The sequence below is a fragment of the Phyllobacterium sp. 01N428 genome (genome assembly GCF_056399405.1).
The window spans coordinates 89,295-109,293 of the sequence record NZ_JBFTRH010000006.1; the positions used below are offsets into that span (position 1 = coordinate 89,295).

Annotated in this window: 21 protein-coding genes and 1 pseudogene; 15 read left to right on the forward strand and 7 right to left on the reverse strand. The window is 58.9% G+C overall.

What is annotated here, in order from left to right; genetic code table 11:
* Positions 1–63: 63 nt before the first annotated feature.
* The gene (locus AC1DNI_RS15570; RefSeq protein ID WP_172982571.1) at positions 64–225 is read right to left on the reverse strand and encodes a hypothetical protein; all 162 of its coding nucleotides are present in this window, start codon (positions 223–225) and stop codon (positions 64–66) included.
* A gap of 125 nt (positions 226–350) precedes the next feature.
* Between AC1DNI_RS15570 and AC1DNI_RS15575 the strand changes: the two genes are divergently transcribed.
* From AC1DNI_RS15575 to AC1DNI_RS15595, 5 genes are all read left to right on the forward strand, one after another.
* Complete coding sequence (locus AC1DNI_RS15575; protein WP_477692498.1) at positions 351–2,255, forward strand: propionyl-CoA synthetase; 1,905 nt, start codon at positions 351–353, stop codon at positions 2,253–2,255.
* 85 nt (positions 2,256–2,340) lie between these two features.
* Complete coding sequence (locus tag AC1DNI_RS15580; protein ID WP_113281490.1) at positions 2,341–2,640, forward strand: DUF1127 domain-containing protein; 300 nt, start codon at positions 2,341–2,343, stop codon at positions 2,638–2,640.
* A gap of 29 nt (positions 2,641–2,669) precedes the next feature.
* Positions 2,670–3,257 carry a DJ-1/PfpI family protein gene (locus AC1DNI_RS15585; protein WP_477692499.1) on the forward strand — a complete coding sequence of 196 codons (588 nt, stop codon included), beginning with the start codon at positions 2,670–2,672 and terminating at the stop codon, positions 3,255–3,257.
* 25 nt (positions 3,258–3,282) lie between these two features.
* Positions 3,283–3,693 carry a hypothetical protein gene (locus AC1DNI_RS15590; protein ID WP_477692500.1) on the forward strand — a complete coding sequence of 137 codons (411 nt, stop codon included), beginning with the start codon at positions 3,283–3,285 and terminating at the stop codon, positions 3,691–3,693.
* Positions 3,686–4,396 (forward strand): helix-turn-helix transcriptional regulator, encoded by a 711-nt coding sequence (locus AC1DNI_RS15595; RefSeq protein ID WP_027231178.1) that lies wholly within the window; start codon positions 3,686–3,688, stop codon positions 4,394–4,396. The genes AC1DNI_RS15590 and AC1DNI_RS15595 overlap by 8 nt, the downstream gene beginning before the upstream one ends.
* Before the next feature lie 150 nt (positions 4,397–4,546).
* Here the strand turns inward: AC1DNI_RS15595 and AC1DNI_RS15600 are convergent, their stop codons facing one another.
* Positions 4,547–5,239, reverse strand: coding sequence for a DUF1013 domain-containing protein (locus tag AC1DNI_RS15600; RefSeq protein WP_027231179.1), 693 nt, complete (start codon positions 5,237–5,239; stop codon positions 4,547–4,549).
* 227 nt (positions 5,240–5,466) lie between these two features.
* On the opposite strand from AC1DNI_RS15600, the pseudogene AC1DNI_RS15605 reads away from it, so the two are divergent.
* Positions 5,467–7,667: pseudogene (locus AC1DNI_RS15605) on the forward strand (esterase-like activity of phytase family protein).
* Positions 7,668–7,749: 82 nt separating this feature from the next.
* On the opposite strand, the gene AC1DNI_RS15610 reads toward AC1DNI_RS15605, so the two are convergent.
* On the reverse strand, positions 7,750–8,754 hold the full coding sequence (locus AC1DNI_RS15610) for an NAD(P)H-quinone oxidoreductase (RefSeq protein WP_477692501.1): 1,005 nt from the start codon (positions 8,752–8,754) through the stop codon (positions 7,750–7,752).
* 95 nt (positions 8,755–8,849) lie between these two features.
* Here AC1DNI_RS15610 and AC1DNI_RS15615 point away from each other — a divergent pair, with 95 nt between their 5' ends.
* The 3 genes from AC1DNI_RS15615 (at position 8,850) to AC1DNI_RS15625 (ending at position 10,744) form a co-directional block, all read left to right on the forward strand.
* Positions 8,850–9,035, forward strand: coding sequence for a DUF1192 domain-containing protein (locus AC1DNI_RS15615; protein WP_477692502.1), 186 nt, complete (start codon positions 8,850–8,852; stop codon positions 9,033–9,035).
* Between the two features lie 111 nt (positions 9,036–9,146).
* Entirely contained in the window at positions 9,147–10,403 is a 1,257-nt protein-coding gene (locus tag AC1DNI_RS15620) for an MFS transporter (RefSeq protein ID WP_477692503.1), read from the forward strand.
* Between the two features lie 77 nt (positions 10,404–10,480).
* Positions 10,481–10,744, forward strand: a complete 264-nt coding sequence (locus AC1DNI_RS15625; protein WP_027231184.1) for an ArsR/SmtB family transcription factor — start codon at positions 10,481–10,483, stop codon at positions 10,742–10,744.
* A 118-nt stretch (positions 10,745–10,862) separates the two neighbouring features.
* Here the strand turns inward: AC1DNI_RS15625 and AC1DNI_RS15630 are convergent, their stop codons facing one another.
* On the reverse strand, positions 10,863–11,042 hold the full coding sequence (locus AC1DNI_RS15630; protein WP_027231185.1) for a YdcH family protein: 180 nt from the start codon (positions 11,040–11,042) through the stop codon (positions 10,863–10,865).
* A 226-nt stretch (positions 11,043–11,268) separates the two neighbouring features.
* Between AC1DNI_RS15630 and AC1DNI_RS15635 the strand changes: the two genes are divergently transcribed.
* From AC1DNI_RS15635 to AC1DNI_RS15655, 5 genes are all read left to right on the forward strand, one after another.
* On the forward strand, positions 11,269–11,472 hold the full coding sequence (locus AC1DNI_RS15635; RefSeq protein WP_027231186.1) for a YdcH family protein: 204 nt from the start codon (positions 11,269–11,271) through the stop codon (positions 11,470–11,472).
* Positions 11,473–11,576: 104 nt separating this feature from the next.
* Entirely contained in the window at positions 11,577–12,074 is a 498-nt protein-coding gene (gene purE, locus AC1DNI_RS15640) for a 5-(carboxyamino)imidazole ribonucleotide mutase (protein WP_477692504.1), read from the forward strand.
* 2 nt (positions 12,075–12,076) lie between these two features.
* A complete protein-coding gene (locus AC1DNI_RS15645) occupies positions 12,077–13,150 on the forward strand; it encodes a 5-(carboxyamino)imidazole ribonucleotide synthase (protein ID WP_477692505.1) in 1,074 nt (357 codons plus the stop codon).
* Positions 13,151–13,315: 165 nt separating this feature from the next.
* Complete coding sequence (ykgO, locus tag AC1DNI_RS15650; RefSeq protein WP_027231189.1) at positions 13,316–13,441, forward strand: type B 50S ribosomal protein L36; 126 nt, start codon at positions 13,316–13,318, stop codon at positions 13,439–13,441.
* A 62-nt stretch (positions 13,442–13,503) separates the two neighbouring features.
* Positions 13,504–14,112, forward strand: coding sequence for a hypothetical protein (locus AC1DNI_RS15655; protein WP_477692506.1), 609 nt, complete (start codon positions 13,504–13,506; stop codon positions 14,110–14,112).
* A gap of 101 nt (positions 14,113–14,213) precedes the next feature.
* Here AC1DNI_RS15655 and pyk read toward each other — a convergent pair whose 3' ends face one another.
* From pyk to AC1DNI_RS15670, 3 genes are all read right to left on the reverse strand, one after another.
* Positions 14,214–15,650: a pyruvate kinase gene (gene pyk, locus AC1DNI_RS15660; protein WP_477692507.1), complete on the reverse strand. Its 1,437-nt coding sequence runs from the start codon at positions 15,648–15,650 to the stop codon at positions 14,214–14,216.
* Positions 15,647–16,072: a DUF1036 domain-containing protein gene (locus AC1DNI_RS15665; RefSeq protein WP_027231192.1), complete on the reverse strand. Its 426-nt coding sequence runs from the start codon at positions 16,070–16,072 to the stop codon at positions 15,647–15,649. Before AC1DNI_RS15665 ends, pyk begins: the two co-directional genes overlap by 4 nt.
* A gap of 402 nt (positions 16,073–16,474) precedes the next feature.
* Positions 16,475–18,853: a family 20 glycosylhydrolase gene (locus AC1DNI_RS15670; RefSeq protein WP_477692508.1), complete on the reverse strand. Its 2,379-nt coding sequence runs from the start codon at positions 18,851–18,853 to the stop codon at positions 16,475–16,477.
* Positions 18,854–19,170: 317 nt separating this feature from the next.
* Here AC1DNI_RS15670 and AC1DNI_RS15675 point away from each other — a divergent pair, with 317 nt between their 5' ends.
* Positions 19,171–19,983 carry an N-formylglutamate amidohydrolase gene (locus AC1DNI_RS15675; RefSeq protein ID WP_477692509.1) on the forward strand — a complete coding sequence of 271 codons (813 nt, stop codon included), beginning with the start codon at positions 19,171–19,173 and terminating at the stop codon, positions 19,981–19,983.
* The last annotated feature ends 16 nt before the right edge of the window (positions 19,984–19,999 follow it).

Below are 19,999 nucleotides of genomic sequence, written 5' to 3' on the forward strand. Positions count from 1 at the left end.
GAATCCGGGCGAAACGCTCAAGGTGATCAGAACTTGACCTGCATCTTCGGACGCGGAACTGATCTAACCCGCATGCCCGATCACCACCACCAGAAACATGGCCAGCATGGCGCCAGCGGCGATCTTCCAGAAATCGCCGCGCTTTTTCATGCCTGGCCAACCGAGCGGCTTGATGATGTGAAGCACCATCATCAATATCAGTGCAAAGGGCAGAATCTTGAGCATGGTGTCCGGCGGTTGGAGGCGGTCGGGTCGGTGGCGGAGTTGTGGGGGATTGACCGTAGACTGTCAATTCGACCTTTGACTCTGGCCCGCACATTGCGGATGCTGCCAAGCTCGGGAGGAAATACATGACATCACGATACAAGGACGTTTATCGCGAGTGGCAAACCGATCCGCTGGCCTTCTGGGCTCATGCGGCCGTGGCGATAGACTGGTTCAAGCCCTGGGATAAGGTGTTTGACCCAGAGCAAGGCCCCTACGGGCGCTGGTATGCCGGGGCCCAATGCAACACCTGCCACAATGCCGTCGATCGCCATGTGGAACAGGGCAGGGCGGATCAGCCCGCCCTGATCTATGATAGTGCAGTCACCGGAACGCAGCGCAGGATCACCTATGCCGAGCTCCTTGACGAGGTCAATGCGCTCGCGGCCGTTCTGATCGACAAGGGCGTGGGCAAGGGCGACCGCGTTATCATCTACATGGCCATGGTACCGGAAGCCATCGTCGCAATGCTCGCCTGCGCCCGGATAGGCGCCGTTCATTCCGTTGTTTTCGGCGGGTTTGCAGCGCATGAACTGGCGACGCGCATCGACGATGCCAAGCCGGTCATGATCATAGCGACATCCTGCGGCCTCGAACCCGGGCGTGTGGTGGCTTACAAGCCTATGCTCGACAAGGCCATCGAGCAGGCCGCGCACAAGGTCGGGACCTGCCTTATCCTCGTGCGTCCACAGCAACCGCATGAACTCGTTGCGGGTCGCGATTTCGATTATGGCGATGCGGTGGCAGCCGCACGCGGGCGCAAGGTGCCCTGTGCGGTCTTCGAGGCAACCGATCCGCTGTATATCCTCTACACATCGGGCACGACCGGCCAGCCCAAGGGTGTCGTGCGCGACAATGGCGGACATCTGGTGGCGCTCGCCTGGTCGATGGGGGCGATCTACGACACCAAGCCCGGCGAGGTGTTTTGGGCGGCGTCCGATATCGGCTGGGCTGTCGGTCACTCCTATATCGCCTATGCACCGCTGTTCATCGGCGCCACCAGCATCATCTATGAGGGCAAGCCGGTTGGTACGCCGGATGCAGGTGCATTCTGGCGGGTCATATCGGAGCACAAGGTCAAGGTGCTGTTCACCGCGCCAACCGCATTCCGCGCCATCAAGAAGGAGGATCCGAAAGGCGAATTCATCGCCAGGTATGATCTGTCCTCGCTGAAATATCTGTTTCTGGCGGGCGAACGCGCCGATACGGACACGATCAAATGGGCCGAGGAGAAGCTCGGGGTGCCGGTCATCGATCATTGGTGGCAGACGGAAAGCGGCTGGCCGATGGCGGCTAATCCGGCGGGTCTCGGCATGTTGCCGGTCAAGTACGGCTCGCCCACCGTGCCGATGCCAGGCTATGACATTCAGGTCCTCGACGATGCCGGCCACCCCGTCAAGCGCGGCGACCTCGGCAACATCGTTGTCAAGCTGCCGCTGCCGCCCTCATGCCTGCCCACGCTGTGGAACGCCGACAAGCGGTTTTGCGAAGCCTATACCAGCGAGTTTCCGGGCTATTACAAAACCGCCGATGCCGGGATCGTCGATGAGGAGGGCTATGTCTATATCATGAGCCGCACCGACGACATCATCAACGTCGCCGGGCATCGCCTTTCGACGGGGGCGATGGAAGAGGTGCTTTCAAGCCATCCGGACGTTGCCGAATGCGCGGTGATCGGCATTGCCGACCATCTCAAAGGTCAGGTGCCATGCGGCTTCATCGTCCTCAAATCCGGCGTGACGCGCGCCGAAGCGGATATCGAACAGGATTGCGTGGTGCTCATTCGCGAAAGGATCGGGCCCATCGCGGCGTTCAAGCTGGCCATCACCGCAAAGCGGCTGCCTAAAACGCGATCCGGCAAGATATTGCGCGGGACGATGCAAAAGATAGCCGATCAGGAGCCCTGGAACATGCCGGCCACGATCGACGACCCGGCGATTCTCGATGAGATCATCGTGGTCCTCGAGGCGCGCGGTATAGGCCGAAAATGATTTGAGTCCTCATGACATCCTCCTGACAGAAGGTTGTCAGGAGGGATGTGCGATAGTGTCTCCGTGATGACAAGGAGACAGGGTTATGACTTACGTAGATTTTGGCATCGTTCAGACAGTAAGGCGTCTGTTGACTGACTTCGCAGCCTATCGCGAGGAACTGCGCACGGAGCGCCATCTCAATTCGCTTCCCGAGCATGTGCTCAAGGATATCGGCTGGCCGGATGCTTATGCAGAGCGTCTTGCACGTCGTGGCGCAATGAGGAATGCAGACGTCGGCACCGACAGTGCCGGCGTCGACCTTCCCCTGCGGCATATCGATTGGACAAGAGCATTCCAGCCCAAAAAGACAAGCAAATCCCGGCGTTTCGGGCTAGAATATTGATTTTTCAGAGCGGCAATGGGAGTGGCGGCATGGAAGCGAAGAAGCTGATCGGAATGGTATTCATAGACAAGTTTGCCGATTGGGAATTCGGTCTGCTTTCCGGCTCCGCTACTGAATGGTTCGGCGGGCGCATCGTCGCCCTGTCGCCGTCGCAAGGTCCACTCCGCTCGATCGGTGGACTTAAGCTCATACCGGATCGGGGTGTTGCGCCGGATGAGAATGCCGATCTCGATGGTCTCGCCATCATCGGCTCGGACCTGTGGCCGGAGGAAGATGCTCCTGACATTTCGCCCCTGTTGAATGCGACTTTGTCGCGGGGCGCCATCGTGGGGGCCATCTGTGGCGGGACGCTGGCGCTCGCCCGCGCCGGCCTGTTCGAGGGCCGACGCCATACCAGTAACGGCGCCGGATGGCTGGAGTCAAAGATCGGCGATTACAAGGGCGCGGAACTCTACCAGGATGTTCCGCACGCAGTGCGCGATGGTCATATCGTCAGCGCATCCGGAGCGGCACCGGGTACCTTTGCCACGAGTTTCCTTGAAGCGCTGATGCCGGAGCAGGCTGGCCAGGTGGCCGAGATGCGTGCGTTCATCGCGCAGGAATACCAGACGGCCTGACATCGGCCGAGTGAGGACGCGTAATATGAAGACGTGGACTGAAAAGCTGAATTCCGAGGATCGGCACCAGGTCAAGCCTGCGCCGATCAGTATTGCCGGCATGAAGGCCGGTGAGATCATGCTCGTGCCAACGGCGCTGGAGATCGATGAGTTCATTCGCGGTCTTCCCGAAGGCGCCGAGATGGACGTGAAGTCCATGCGCCGGGCGATGGCGAAGGCGCATGGTGCGGAGGTTACCTGTCCGATTACCACCGGGTTTCACCTGCGGACGGTGGCGGAAGCTGCCTATGAGGCCTATCAGCTAACAGGCGATGTCAAGGCAATCACGCCGTTCTGGCGTGTCGTCAACATCAAGACGCCGACGATTGCCAAGCTCTCCTTTGGACCGGCGTTTGTCCTCGAACAGCGCCGGCGGGAAGGATTGAGCGATGCGTAGGGCGGACCGGCTATTCCAGATCGTGCAGAAACTGCGTGGCGGCAGGCTCGTGACAGCGCGCCAGCTGGCTGAGAAACTCGAGGTGTCGGAGCGTACGATCTATCGTGATATTTCTGATCTGCAATCGACCGGCGTTCCGATCGATGGCGAAGCGGGCGTCGGTTACATCCTGCGTGAAGGCTTCGACCTGCCACCGCTGATGTTCACGCGCGACGAGGTGGTCGCGCTCGTTGCCGGTGCACGGCTCATTACCGCCTGGGGCGGTGCCTCCATGGCACGTGCTGCCGAGGAAGCCATCATCAAGATCGGTGCTGTACTGCCCAAGGAAGAACGCCCCCGGATCGCCAACACGCATATCCATGCTTCCGGAACGAGCATTACCGAGAACGACCGGTCACTGATCGATCTTGCGGAAAACGCCGCCGAACAATGCCGTGTGCTTTCGATCACCTATACGGACCTCGAAGGCAAGGAGAGCATGCGGGACATCCGGCCGCTGGGGCTGTGGTTCTGGGGCAAGGTGTGGACGCTGATCAGCTGGTGCGAATTGCGCAATGATTTCCGCACGTTCCGCATCGACCGCATTGCCAAGGTTGAGAAGATCGACCGCATTTTCCGGCAGGAGCGCGGCAAGACGCTTGCCGATTTCTATCGCCGGGTCGAACTCAGCGAGACGCCGGAGACGCGGGCGAAGGCATCTTGAAAGCTGGCAAGGAATGCCGAATCATGCCGCGAACTGGGTAAGGGCCTGGTTTCGAATCCGTCAGAATATTTTCCCGGCAATAAAAAAAAGCTCCGCTGACGGAGCTTTTTTTATTCCTTAAGTCCCCGTCAAACGACGAGGCAGAGGAGCCTATTCCTCGTCTTCGTCCTGATTGCGGCCCTTGAGGGACGACAGCTTGGCGAAGACCTTGTCGGCGTCGAGCTCTTCATCCTCGTCGCGAACCTGCGGTTGTACGTCGAGGTTCTCGGTTGCCGAAGCCGGCAGCAAGGTATCGCCGCTCTCGACCGGCTGGGCGGGACGGCCGCGCGACGAGCGCTCGACCTCGATGTCGAGATCGATCTGCGAGCAAAGGCCCAGCGTCACCGGGTCCATCGGCTGCAGGTTGTTGGAGTTCCAGTGGGTACGGTTACGAATTTGCTCGATCGTCGATTTTGTCGTGCCGATGAGGCGAGAAATCTGTGCGTCCTTCAACTCCGGATGATTGCGGACGAGCCAGAGAATAGCATTTGGGCGATCCTGGCGCTTGGAAAGCGGCGTATAGCGCGGGCCCTTGCGCTTGGTCTCGGGAACGCGGACCTTCGGATCGGAAATCTTGAGCTTGTGATTGACGTCGGCCTCGCCACGCGCAATTTCCTCGCGCGAAAGCTGGCCGGTGATCAGCGGGTCCAGGCCCTTGATGCCCTGCGCGGACTCGCCATCGGCGATCGCCTTCACTTCGAGCGGATGCAACTTGCAGAAAGCGGCGATCTGTTCGAAAGAAAGAGCGGTATTGTCGACAAGCCAGACGGCCGTTGCCTTTGGCATAAGAAGCTGGGTGGCCATAGATATAATCCTCTCGTTCGTCCGCTCCGGTGGCGCGGGACGTGGGTTCAACCACAATTTCCGGGAATTCGAGGCGCTATATACCTTCATTTTAACCGATGAGCAAGAATCGGATTCAACCGCAGGAATCCGCTCCCGAGCCGTTTCATCGAACTGTCATCAAAGTGTCATCGCACTGCAATGCATCTACGCCATCGATCTCCGCAATCACAATCGGAGGTCTACTAATGTCCAACAGGAACACGATCTATCTCGGGCTTGGCGCGGCACTTCTTGCATCCGTAGCCATGCCTGCGTCTGCCGCCCCCATTTTCAACCGGATCGCCAGCTTTGCCGTAGCCGATAATCTGCCGAAGGACGCTGACAAGTCGAAGCCGACGTCTTCCGAGATCATCACCGTTTCCGGTGATGGTAAGACATTGATCTATTCGGATAGCCCTTACGGTTCGATCGGCTTCATCGATATCACCGATCCGGCAAAGCCGCAGGCAGGCGGCATCATCAAGGTAGAGGGTGAGCCCACCTCGGTTGCAGCTCTCGGCGATACGGTCTTTGCCGCGGTCAATACGTCCAAGGACAAGGCCAACCCGTCGGGCCGCCTCGACATCATCGATATCGCGTCACGCAAGGTCGTCTCGAGCTGCGATCTCGGCGGCCAGCCGGACTCGGTTGCGATCTCACCGGACCAGACCTTCGCTGCCATCGTCATCGAGAACGAACGTGACGAAGAGATCAATGAAGGCGCGCTGCCGCAGATGCCATCCGGAAATCTCAAGGTTCTGGCGCTGAAGGACGGCGCGGCGGACTGCGCCGGCATAAGACCGTTGAACTGACCGGGCTCTCCGAAATTGCACCGGAGGATGCCGAACCCGAGTTCGTCTCGATCAACAAGGACAATTTGATCGCCGTTACGCTGCAGGAAAACAACCATATTGCCATTGTCGATGCGGCAACCGGCAAGATCGTCAACCATTTCTCCGCCGGCACCGTCGATCTCGACAAGATCGACGTGAAAAATGACGGCGCACTCAAATTCGACGGCAGCATGAAGGGCGTGCTGCGCGAGCCCGACACCGTAAAATGGCTCGACAATGACCGCTTCGTCATCGCCAATGAAGGCGATTACAAGGGCGGCTCTCGCAGCTTCAGCATCTTCTCCAAGGACGGCAAGCTGCTTTATGAATCCGGCCCCTCGCTCGAGTGGAAGATGGCGGAAGCCGGACACTATCCGGACAAGCGTAACAAGAAGGGCGTCGAGCTCGAAGGCGCCGAAGTGGGCAAGTTCGGCGACACCAATTATCTTTTCGTCGCCAGCGAGCGCGCTTCGCTCGTCGGCGTCTACAAGGATAATGGTGCGGAGCCGCAATTCGTGCAGCTGCTCCCCTCAGGCATTGGACCTGAAGGCGTTCTGGCCATCCCCTCGCGCAATCTTCTGGTTACAGCCAACGAGAGCGATCTCGTCGAAGATGGCGGCGCGCGCTCACACGTCATGATCTATGAACTCAAGGAACAGCAGCCTAATTATCCGCAGATCGTCTCGACTACGAAGGATGACGGGACGCCGCTCGGCTGGGGCGCTCTATCCGGCCTCGTCGGCGATCTGAAAGAGCCCGGCAAGCTCTACGCTGTCTCCGACTCGTTCTACTACGCTGCCCCCTCGATCTTCACCATCGATGCCAAACAGACGCCGGCGAAAATCACCGAGGCGCTCACTGTCAAGCGCGGCGGACAGGCGGCGCAGAAGCTCGATATCGAAGGCATCACCACGGACGGTCAGGGTGGGTTCTGGCTCGCCAACGAAGGCGACCAGGCAAAGCTCGTCCCGCATGCGATCCTCAACGTGAACGACAAGGGCGAGATCAAGAAGGAAATAGCCCTTCCGGAAGAACTGCTTCCGAACCAGACGCGTTTTGGCCTTGAAGGCATAACCCGCGTTGGTGAGGGCGATGATGCGGTTCTCTGGACGGCGATCCAGCGCGAGTGGAAGGATGACGAGAAGGGTTTCGTCAAGCTCCTTGCCTATAACGTCAAGGACAAGAGCTGGAGCGCGGTCTCCTATCCGCTCGACAAGACGGAAAATGGCTGGGTCGGCCTCTCGGAGATCACCGCCCATGACGGTCAGCTCTATATCATCGAGCGTGACAACCAGATCGGGCAGAAAGCGGCGGTGAAGCGGCTCTATCGCATCGCGCTTGACGGCCTGAAGCCGGCCAAGATCGGCGACAAGCTTCCGGTCGTGACCAAGGTGCTTGCCCACGACTTCATGGACGATCTGAAGGTTTCGAATGGCTATGTCGTCGAGAAGCTTGAAGGTTTCACCATCGATTCCGATGGCAATGGCTATGCCGTTACCGACAATGACGGGGTCGATGGTTCGTCCGGCGAAACCCTGTTTTTCAGCGTCGGCAAGGTGCAGGCGACCAACTGATATCGGGTAGCGATAGACCGGGCCGCAGCCTTACACCTGCGGCCCTATCGCGTTTCTATGTAAACAAGACGAGTTCAGTCGTTTAGCCGACGTCGAGCACGATCTTGCCGATGTGATGGCCGTCTTCCATGCGCTCATGCGCCCGCCAGGCCTCGTGCAGCGGATAGACCATGTCGATCACCGGCGCGACGCGGCGTTCGACCAGCAGCGGCCAGACCTTGGTCTCGAGCGCCCTTGCGATACCCGCCTTGAACTCCACGGGCCTATTGCGCAGGGTTGATCCTGTATGCGTGAGGCGCTTCACCATCAGTTTGGAAATGTCGCTCGTCGCCTTGGCACCGTGCAGAAAGGCGATCTGCACAATCCGCCCGTCAAGCGCGGCGGCTTCGTAGTTACGCTCGATGTAGTCGCCGCCGACCATGTCGAGGATGAGATTTGCACCCTTGCCCTCGGTCGCATCCTTGACCGACTTGACGAAATCTTCCTCGCGATAATTGATGGCATGGCTGGCGCCGAGCTTGAGGCAAGCCTCGCGCTTCTCCTGCGAGCCGACAGTGGTCATGACCGAGGCGCCGAACGCGTGTGCGAGCTGGATGGCTGTGGTGCCGATGCCCGAGGAGCCGCCGTGCACGAGAAAGGTTTCACCTTCCTTCAGCGCGCCGCGTTGGAAGACGTTGTGCCAGACCGTGAAGTACGTCTCCGGAATGGCGGCCGCCTCGATATAGCCGTAGCCGGCCGGGATCGGCAGCGCGTTGGTTTCGTGCACGCTGCAAAACTCGGCGTAACCGCCGCCGGCAACGAGCGCGGTCACCCGTTCCCCGATTCGAAAGCGGGTAACATTTGCGCCCACAGCAACGATATCGCCGGCAATCTCAAGCCCCGGAATATCGGAAGCGCCGGCCGGAGGCGGGTAGTGGCCCTGCCTTTGCAACACGTCCGGACGGTTCACGCCTGCGGCTTTGACCTCGATCAACAGCTCGCCGGGACGTGGCTCGGGAACGCCGCGTTTTCCTGCCTTCAGCACCAACGGCCCCCCTGGCTGGGTGATCTCGATTGCCGTCATGGTTGTCGGTATTTTTTCGGCCATGGAGCTGTTCCCTTCGATCGATTCGCCAGAATGATTTGCAATTCCAAGTGGTTGGGCTGTATCTTCGTATATTAGAGCTTATCTTGGAGGAAATGATGTCAGTTTTCGACGAAGAGCCAAGACGCAAGGTCGTTCATGACATAGGGCAGGATCTGTCGCTGCTGTCGGTTTCCGAACTTGACGAGCGGATAGTCCTGCTGCGGACTGAAATCACACGCCTCGAAGAAGAACGTTCCCGCAAGGACAACAGCAAGGTCGCGGCCGAAGCGCTCTTCCGCTAAGTTTTGATAGTCTCCGGGTAACGAAACAGGGATGCCATGAAGTTACCCTATTGCTCCATGAAACGAACCCGGTGCCGGCGGAGTTAGCGAGTCGGTTCCTCCCTCATTCTCATGCAAGGTCTTGCCGTGTTTCGTTCGTTCATCCAGGTCTTCGCGCTTCTTTGCGGTACATCGTTTCTTGTCATGGCATCCGGCCTGCACGGTTTGCTCCTGCCACTGCGCGGCGGTGCTGAAGGCTTCTCGACGACCTCGCTCGGCCTCCTCGGGACGGCCTGGGCAGGGGGCTTCATCACCTCCTGCCTGCTTGCGCCGCGCCTGGTGCGACGGGTGGGCCATGTGCGGGCCTTCAGCGCCTTTGCCGCGATCGCGGCAATTGTTGCGCTGTTCACCGGGATTCTCGTCGAGCCGATGGCCTGGATCGCCCTGCGCGCCCTGACCGGCTTTGCCATGGCAGGCTCCTACATGGTCATCGAGAGCTGGCTGAACGAGCGGGCGACGAATACCAATCGCGGCCAGATTTTCGGCCTCTACATGGTGGTCAACTTCGCATCCATCACGGTAGGCCAGATGATGATCGGCTTTGGCGACGTGCGCTCGGGGACGTTCTTCATGCTGACCGGCATCCTCTTCTGCCTTGCACTGATACCAACCGCCATTTCGACCGCCAGCAGTCCAAAACCGCTGACGGAAGTCCAACTCGACCTCAGGGCCCTCTATCGCAATTCGCCCGTGGCTTTTCTGGGCTGTATCCTCATTGGCGTGGCCAACGGCGCGTTCGGTACGCTCGGCGCGGTCTATGGTGCATCCACGGGCATTTCGACAACCGAGATCGCCTTGATGATGAGCGCTTCGGTCATGGGCGGCGCGCTGATGCAAATCCCCGTCGGCCGCATGTCCGACCGCACCGACCGGCGCTACGTCCTTGCGATCGTTGGCGGCGCGGCTGCGGTGATAGGCCTTCTGATCTTCCTTATCTCCCCGCACAATGCCTATGTCATCTTGATCATGACGGCGATCTATGGCGGGCTGGCCTATGCGCTCTATCCCGTCGCTGTCGCCCATGCCAATGACTTTGCCGACTCGGCAAATTTCGTCAAAGTCACGAGCGGCCTGCTGCTCCTCTACGGCTTTGGCACGATGCTCGGTCCTATCCTCGGCGCCCTTGCCATGGAGAGCATTTCGCCATCGGCGCTCTTCGGCGTCACAGCGCTCGCGCATGTTCTGATCATGACCCATGCGATTATCCGCTCGCGCATGCGCGCGCCCGTACCGATAGAGCTCAGGGACAATTTCAAAACTGCCGGCGCCGAGCGGGTAACGCCGGAAAGCGTGCGGCTCGATCCGCGCGCCGAAAACCCGGCAGAATAGGCGTTTGCGGACCTCTGGAGGTTCACTCGACGACAAAATCCGTTGACAATGCGCTTCGTTTAAACCGACTATTCTACATGGTCGAGACGGATGCCTTTACAGCCATTTCAGATCCCAACCGCCGTTACCTCCTTGAGGAACTTCGCCGCGGGCCAAAAACCGTGAACGAGCTTGCGCTCGGGCTCCCGATCTCACGGCCAGCGGTTTCCCAGCACCTGAAAGCGCTGCTCGATGCGCGCCTCGTCAAGGTGAAATCGGAGGGCACGCGCCGCATCTACGCCGTCGATGACAGCGGTTTCTTTCATCTGAATTTATGGCTCGACCAGTTCTGGAGCGGGTGAGACGATTTTCATGGCGGGCAAAGAAAAACCCGGTCCCTGCGTGAAGCGAGGACCGGGCTTTTTTATCGCTGCCATCGCGGCGCTGGGTAGCTGCCGGATGGAATTTCGTGGGACCTTCCTAGTGGTGGGTGACGGCTAATTTCAGCCTTTCGATCTGTTCTTTCAGCATAAGCTTGCGACGCTTCAAATCGCTTATCATCAGGTCGTCGGAGGCGGGACTTAACAACGCATCAGCAATCTGCTTTTCAAGCGCTCCATGCTTACGTTCAAGCGTTTCAAGATGAGACTCAATGGCCATCCGGCTTCTCCCTTGGTTTGTTGCCCAACTCGTACGTGCTCCACTTGCCGCGCGGCAAGTATGTGACAGAGCCGTGACAGTCTGCCACCACTTTAAGCAATTGTCGAATTTGTTTCGTAGGATTTTCTTGTGGTGTAAAATGTGATATGGCGACGTGCTGGCGAGGACAGAATTGCCTGCAACCAGTCACTAGCTTCTATTACAGCGAAATATCGGGAATCACTGCATGTCCGATCAGGATCAGGCTGACATTCGATTGGCAGTCGCAAGATTGAAACAAGAACACATGGACTTCGATGCCGCCATACAAGCAATGATCCAGGTGGGCTGCGACCAGCTTCGCATCCAGCGCATGAAGAAGAAGAAGCTCATCATCAAAGACAAGCTCATCGAGCTCGAAGACAAGATTACCCCCGATATAATTGCCTGATTGCAAGAACGGCAGGCACCTGTCCGCGAGTTAACTTGCGGGGGACAACCTTTTCCTTTAATCCGACCTACTCCCACACCGCCTCGTATTTCAGAGGATGCTCAATGCCAGATAAACGCGCTGACGTCGCAATCATCATGGGAAGCCAGTCCGACTGGGCCACCATGCGTCACGCCGCCGAAACGCTCGATGCGCTCGGCATTTCCCATGACGACCGGATCGTCTCGGCACACAGGACACCGGACCGTCTCGTCGCCTTTGCCAAAGGGGCGCGCGAGGCTGGTTTTAAGGTCATTATTGCAGGCGCCGGCGGCGCTGCACATCTTCCCGGGATGGCAGCTTCGATGACTGCTTTGCCCGTGTTCGGCGTTCCGGTCGAATCGAAGGCTCTGTCGGGGCAGGATTCGCTGCTGTCGATCGTGCAGATGCCTGCAGGTATCCCGGTCGGGACATTGGCGATCGGGCGGGCTGGCGCAGTCAATGCAGCATTGCTGGCCGCGGCGGTCCTGGCGCTGAACGATACCGCCCTTGCGGTACGGTTGGATGAATTCCGGCAGGAGCAAAGCGACAAGGTTGCTCTGCGGCCTTCTGACGAGGCATGAGCATGATATCTCCAGGTTCGACAATAGGCATTATCGGCGGCGGGCAGCTTGGGCGCATGCTGGCGATGGCGGCGGCGCGGCTTGGCTACCGGACGGTGATCCTGGAACCCCAGGGCGATTGTCCTGCAGGTCAGGTCGCCAACCAGCACATCCTCGCGGCCTATGACGAGCCGAATGCGCTCGAACAACTCGCCGAGGTCAGCGATGTCATTACCTACGAATTCGAGAATGTGCCGGTCGATGCAGCGGAAACGCTGAACGAGACAAAAAGTGTGTTTCCCCCGCCTGAGGCGCTCAAGGTTTCGCAGGACCGCGTGGCCGAAAAGCGGTTCCTTGCCAAGGTCGGCATTCCGACGGCGCAATGGCGCATCGTCGAAAGCGAAGGCGATCTCGAAGCCGCCCTGCTGGCGTTCGATGGCAAGGGCATATTGAAGACACGGCGCTTCGGCTATGACGGCAAGGGTCAGGTCAAGTTCACCGGAGCCAAGGGCGAGAGTGCGAAGGCAGGCTACGCGGCAATCGGCGCGGTGCCCGCCATCCTCGAGGCGATGGTCGATTTCACGCGTGAAATCTCGGTAATCGCCGCGCGCGATCAGGAAGGCAATATCAAGGTCTACGACATTGCCGAGAACGTACATAAAGACGGCATTCTCGCGACGTCGACCGTCCCTGTATCGGTCTCATCGACCATGGCCGGGCTCGCTGCCGATGCCGCGCGCAAGCTGCTCGAGGGCCTTGATTACGTTGGCGTCGTCGGCGTCGAGTTCTTCGTTCTGGCCAACGGCACGCTGCTCGCCAATGAATTTGCTCCGCGCGTGCACAATTCCGGCCATTGGACGGAGGCTGCCTGCGCCGTCTCGCAGTTTGAACAGCATATCCGCGCCATCGCCGGCTTGCCGCTCGGCGATACAAGGCGGCATTCCGACTGCGTGATGGAAAATCTGATCGGCGACGATATCGACAAAGTGCCGGAACTCCTCAAGGAGCCCGGTGCAGTCGTGCACGTTTACGGCAAGGCGGAAGCGCGCCCCGGCCGCAAGATGGGCCATGTCACGCGCATCAGCAAAAGACTTTAGCTGGACAAATAAGCGATTGAACGCGGAATCATGCGATGAATCGCCAGCAGGGAGTTGACATTCGGGGTAATCATTGGCTATTTCCCCGCCACGTGTTTCCGGCGCGCTGCTCAGGCGCGCTTTTTATTGGTGCCCGGTTTCGGGCGTAAAGATACCGGTGCTGAAATGAAGATCAAGAACTCGCTCAAGGCTCTCAAGGCCCGTCATCGTGACAATCAGCTGGTCCGTCGCAAGGGCCGCATCTACATCATCAACAAGACTGCTCCGCGTTTCAAAGCGCGCCAGGGCTGATCGTCCGCGACTCACGCTTATTTGCATTTGACGTTTCGCTGATACGGATTACGATCCGTCTCATGCGGAGCGTCTTTGCGTTTTCAGTCGTAACTTCACTGGCAATATCGCCGGCCTTGGCTTTCGCCGAGGACCAGGCGCCCATCGGACAACAGGCCGCCCTTCCCGATATGACCCAGGCGCAAAAGCGCGCCTTGCGGCTCGACGAGCTCTTTGCTTCCTTGAAGCGCGAGAGCAACGAGGTGAAGGCTGCACGCATTGCCTCGCTGATCCAGATTCAATGGCAAAACTCCGGCAGCGCCACCGTCGACCTCATGATGGGCTGGGCCGCCAAGGCGATGGAAGACAAGAAATACTCGGTCGCCCTCGATTTTCTCGACCAGGTCGTGACGATGAAGCCCGATTTTGCCGAGGGCTGGAACCGGCGCGCAACGCTGCATTTCCTCATGAACGACTACGGCCGGTCGATGGCCGACATACAGAAGACACTGGCGCTTGAGCCGAGGCATTTTGGTGCCATGGCCGGTATGGCCGCTATCCTCAAGGATACGGGGCGCAAGGAAGCCGCCCTCCAGGCTTTCGAACGCGTCCTGACGGTCTATCCGATGATGCGCGAAGCGCAGAAACAGGCGGGGGAACTTGCCGACGAACTCACCGGCCAGCGCACCTGATATCCAGGCGATTTCGGCTGGCAGATGCCGGCATGCCACAAATGCAATGTGGTTCGACCCCGTAGGCCGAACCACATCAATTCAAGTTCAATATGCCCGATTTAGATGCCGGTCAGGCCGTCCGAACCGATATAGGCAATGCGCAGCATATTGGTCGAGCCGGGCGTGCGCAGTGGCACACCTGCCGAAATGATCACCCGGTCGCCCGGATTGCCGAACTCTTCCTGATAGGCGATGTGGCAGGCGCGATCGACCATGTCGTCGAGATCGGATGCGTCCTCCGTCACGACGCAGTGCAGGCCCCAGACCAGCGACAGCTTGCGGGCCGTCTCCACCACGGGCGAAAGCGCGATGATCGGCAGTAGCGGGCGCTCACGCGCTGCGCGCAGTCCGGTCGTGCCTGACGCCGTGTAGGTGACGATGGCGGAAAGGTTCAGCGTCTCGGCGATCTGGCGGGCGGCGAGCGAGATCGCATCGGCGCCGGTTGCATTGGGTTCCGGGCGCTGGGCATGGATGATGCCCGGATAGTTCGGGTCGCGCTCCACCTCTTCGGCGACGCGCGCCATCGTCGAGACAGCTTCGATCGGATAATCGCCGGCGGCAGATTCGGCCGAAAGCATAACCGCGTCCGCGCCCTCGAAAACGGCGGTAGCGACGTCAGACACTTCAGCGCGGGTCGGGACCGGGGCCGTGATCATCGATTCCAGCATCTGGGTCGCGACGACGACAGGCTTGCCGGCACGCCGGCAGGCACGAATGATCTGCTTCTGGATACCGGGAACCGATTCGAGGGGCATCTCGACGCCGAGATCGCCGCGGGCGACCATCAGCGCATCGGAAAGCTCGATGATTTCATCGAGCCGCGCCACGGCCTGCGGCTTTTCGATCTTGGAGAGGAGAGCAACGCGGCCACGCGAGATCTTGCGCACTTCTGCAAGATCCTCGGGCCGCTGGATAAAGGAGAGGGCGACCCAGTCGATTTCTTCCTGCAAGACCGCATCGAGATCGCGCCGGTCCTTCTCGGTCAGCGCACCGACGCCGAGTGTCGTGTCGGGCAGGCTGACGCCTTTCTTGTCGGAAATCTTGGTGCCCGAAACGACGCGGCAGCGGATCGACTTGCCGTCCGATGCCTCGGCGACGAGCGCCAGCTTGCCATCGTCGATGAGCAGGCGATGGCCGGGCTCGACGGCCTCGAGAATCTCGGGATGCGGCAGGAACACGCGGGTGTTGTCACCGGGCGTATCGTTGCTATCGAGCGTGAAGGTCTGGCCCGGCGTAAGATCGACCTTGCCGTCCGCGAACTTGCCGACACGCAGCTTCGGGCCCTGGAGGTCGGCGAGAATGCCGATCGGGCGGCCGAGGTCCTTCTCGACGCGGCGGATGCGGCGCACGAGCTCGCGCATCAGATCGTGACTGGCATGGCTCATGTTGATGCGGAATACGTCAGCACCCGCTTCGAACAATTTGCGGATCATGACTTCTTCGGAAGAAGCGGGTCCGAGGGTGGCTAGAATCTTGACCTTGCGGCGACGTCTCATTGAGGAGGGGTATCCGTTACGATTGGAGAGGAGGGAGGATTCTCTTCGGTAAGCTGGACCATCCAGCTCGTCTGCTCGCCGGTATCATACTCCTGAAATCCCGCGCGCTGAAATCCGCGGGCAAAACAGTCATTGATGCCGGTGATCTTAAACTGGTTTTCCGCGACACACATGTTGATCTTGCCGTCCCAGCGGCCGCCGCTCTGGGCGTCTTCCGCGTAGAGATAATAGTAGCGCGATGTCAGCGGTCCGACGACGAGGGTCGTGCAGGATGAGGCGTTGACATGCCACCAGCCTTCGGTGATCCAGCCTGTCTTGGCGCGATAGCCGAGCGCGACGCCGACAAGATTTTGTGTGGTGTTGCACACGCGAAAATCAGCGTGGGCCTTCTCAGGAGCCGCAAAACTGGCTGCTAGAAATATGAATAAAAAAGCCGCTAGAAAGCTGCCCAGGCGCGTCCGCCGATGCTGATCGGGGTGGAATTCAATGCCCTCACGCAATATTGCCTCCGTCCGTCTTCGAACCTCTTTTCGGCAGTTTCATGGGCATTGTCAACGCGCTAATCGTTTGAATGGCAAGTTCAGCGACGAGTGCGACAAAAGAATGATCATTGCCATGAAAGAGCAGGGCAAAGGCGGCGAAACAAGCGCGATTTCGGTTGAAAGAGCTTAACGCGGGCGCGTGTCCAAGAAGCAAATCGTCACCCAGGTTTTCCGGTCGAGGTCACAAGGCAAGGGTGCGATAGATACTTGCCATGCGCGCGCAGGCAAATCGGCCGCAAAATGCGGCCGATTTTCTGACTTCGATATCGAAGGAGCTGGCGCCTACTGTATATGCATCACCTCGGGTGGGCCGACATATACTCCGTCACCCTTCGTCATCACCTTGGAGGTGATCGACCCCTTCACCTCCAGCGTGCCCCCTTCAATGATCGTGTCGCCGATGTAGGTGTTTTTGCCGGCTAGGATGAGCTTGCCCGCGCCCAGCTTCAGAAGACCGCCGGAGGCGGGCTTGCCCGAGGCGAGGGCGGGAACGATGTCATTATCCCAGCTGTCCTCGTCGCAGCGGGACTTGGCAGTGCCGCCGGCGACGAAAGCCGGATCGTGACAGATGACATCCGGTCGCAAGGTGAACGGTTTGCCTTCCCCGGGAATATCCGCCACGAACATGCCGTCACGGAAAAATTTCGGACCATTGAACGCAGCGTCCAGGTCCTCGGTGTCCCAGGCCATAAAGTCCGTTTCGGCCGGTCCAGGCTTGAACCCGCCTTTCTTCGGGTCAGCATAACGGCCCATGGTCCGCTCCTCCTCGGTCGGCGCATCGATAATGCGGTGCCGTGAATTATCCATCAGCACGTTCAGCGCCTGAAGCCCGTCGAGATACGGGAAGCGCTCGCGTAGCCAGTAGGAAGAGAGTTCCTGCGAGATAGGAGCCTGACTGACATAGTTTCGGTCGACGATCGTCAGGCGTTTCCCGGCCTGATCGTAAACAGGTCCCGTCCAGGTCATCTCGCCCATGATTGGTAGACTTCGCGCCATGCCGGAATTCACCATATCCACAGTAATGCCCGCCATGGTCGAGGCGTCGTTCCAGTTCGCGAAGAAGTAGCCGCTTGGAGCGTATTGCAGCTCCACCGACTGACCTAAAGAAATGGAGTATGCTTTCTCCGCAGTCTCCGCGATAAGGCCGACCCCGAGATTGTAGTGTTCCATGTCGCCGGGGAGATAGTAAAAATGATCTGAAATCAGCCCGACGACCTCGCGGGGCTGCTCGTTCACGCCCCAAAGGTCCCAACTCCAATGATGAATCTTGATTGCAGGATTTACAGCCTTTGCAGGTGCAGTCGTGGGCCAGATGTCGACGCCAGGGTGCCAGGCCCTAACCTCGCTAAATCCGTCTGGGTTTGCTGCTGATTGTGAGATCTTATTATACAGAATGTTTATATAGTCCGTCGCCCTTTGCGCAGATTCATCTCCGCCAAGATGTACGATCCCCGATCGGAACCAGGGCCGAAAATGGTTTATCACACTCACAACGATTGTTGCTGTCTTTTCGGGCTGGGTCATGTCCAGCTCGTTCCGTTTCGTATTGTAGGGAATATCGGGATAGGCCTTTAGCCAGGAACGCGCGTGCCCTGGCCCCTCGAATTCAGGAAAGATCGTGATGCCGTAGCGTGCGGCAGCCTCCTCCAGCCGATCCCAATCATCCCTTGTGTAATATTTCTTGTCCGGTGGCATGAGTTCGGGCCTTTCCGGACTATAAAGACGGAACGCGCCTTCTCTCTTGGTGATGCTGCCATTCACCATCTCTACCGTGCGATCGTCCTGGATATGCATGTGCAGTTCGTTAAGTTTGAACAGGCTCATCTTTTCCATGTAGCCGATGATCTGTTCGACCGGCATGAAGTAGCGGCCGACGTCGAGCATGATTGTTCGGCTTTCATAGGCCGGGTAATCGATACCGCTGGCCTTGGATAGGAGCCAGTGCTTTCCCGCAAGATTGCCGTCGCCCATGATTTTCCTGGCGAGGGCGATAAAACCATTCAGCCCGCCGGTTGCACTGCTAAAGCGAACGACTGCGCCTTTGGGACCAAAATTATATTGGTAGCCTTGGTTAAGGGCGTTGTCAGGGATCGGCTTCGTGTAGGAATTGGCGCCATCCCGGATTGTCAGAGTCGCCGCCTCGGCAGCGGTGAGAAAGCCCGCGTCAGGCGCGGCCGACAGCACAATATCCTCGTTTGCCGGTGCTACTTTCTCGACGACCGGTAGTTTGAAGCCGGTCGCATAGCGTAGCTTCTGGGCCCAGCCCTGGGGAGCTGAAAGTGCAGCGACAAAACCCTCGGGAGCCGCTTCAACCACGATGCGGCTCTCAGCTGCCAATGCGAAATCGCCGCGCCGCAGGGCGGCGGCAACATCCTGCTTCAGTTTGGCCAAGGCCTCGGCATTCCGCCGTTCCGCCTCGACGTGCGCCTCCTCCAACACGGTGATTCTCGTGTTTTGTTCAGCGATAATCGCACGCTGTTCCGCGTCGAGTCTTGCAATGCGGTCATCAAGTTGCTTGTCACCCTCTGTGGCAGCAGCGTTCTTTGCAGCGTTCTGATCGGAGAAAGTGGATGTAGCGCCATTTGCCGGCTTCTCGTCAGCGCCGTCACAGCCCGCCAGGAATAAGGATAAGGCAGCAGTCGCCAAAAGTGCTTTTTTCATAATGATGAACCCCTTTGAATTATTATTTTCTGAAAAGTAGTTTCATAAGATGAGCGGCTCCAAACGAGGAGAGCAAGTGGTATTAGATTGGGATCATTCTTTCGTTGACGCAATTCTACTAAAGTTCCATTTTGCGCGCTTTTGTCGTCGAGTTTGCGAATAGCTAAGGACCTGCGCACTGCAGAAATGAAACCAATACAGCCCAAACTAATACCAATTTATTCGAGCCATTTTTGCATCTGGTGGCGGCCCAGTTGCAAAGCGGTCCAGCCCGTGGAAAACAGGAAGTTGTCATCCCCAAGCAGCGAGCACCGCGAATGCCGTTTTCACCTCTTCATCTGGTTGATGGCGATAGGTCCAGGGGCCTTATCTTGCTTGCCGATCACGCGCGGCGCGATTTGCCTCAGGCGTATGGTTCGCTCGGTCTGCCGCCGTCAGAATTCGAGCGTCACATCGCCTACGATATCGGCGTCGAGCAGTTGACGCGGCGGCTCGCGGCGATGCTCGGCGTCCCCGCTGTCCTTGGCGGCTTCTCGCGGCTTTTGATCGATCCCAATCGCGGCGAGGACGACCCCACGCTGATCATGCGCTTGTCCGATGGCGCGATCATTCCGGGCAACAATCCCATGCCGCCGGAGGAGCGCGCGAGGCGGATCGAGGGCTATTACCGGCCTTATCACACGGCAGTTTCACAAGCGATCGAAGCGGTGACCAAGGCGAGCGGCAAGGCGCCGCTCGTTATTTCCATCCATTCGTTCACGGCGTTCTGGAAGTCAACGCCGCGTCCCTGGCATGCCGGCATTCTCTGGGACAACGACTGGCGCGCGGTCCGCCCGCTGATCGAAGGTCTGCGAGCCGATCCGCAACTCGTCGTAGGCGACAATGAGCCCTATGACGGAGCGCTCCGCAACGACACGATGTTCCAGCATTGCATCGTGACCGGCCTTGCTCACGCATTGATCGAAGTGCGGCAGGATCTTATCGCCGACGAAGCAGGGGTTGAGCAATGGGCCAACCGGCTTGCGCCGATCCTTGACGCCATCAATGCCGACCCCGATATGCATGTGGTCAGGCATTTCGGTTCGCGAACCGGGCCCATTGCCGGATCGCCTGATGAGACATCGAACTGAATCGAGCGGAGATCGG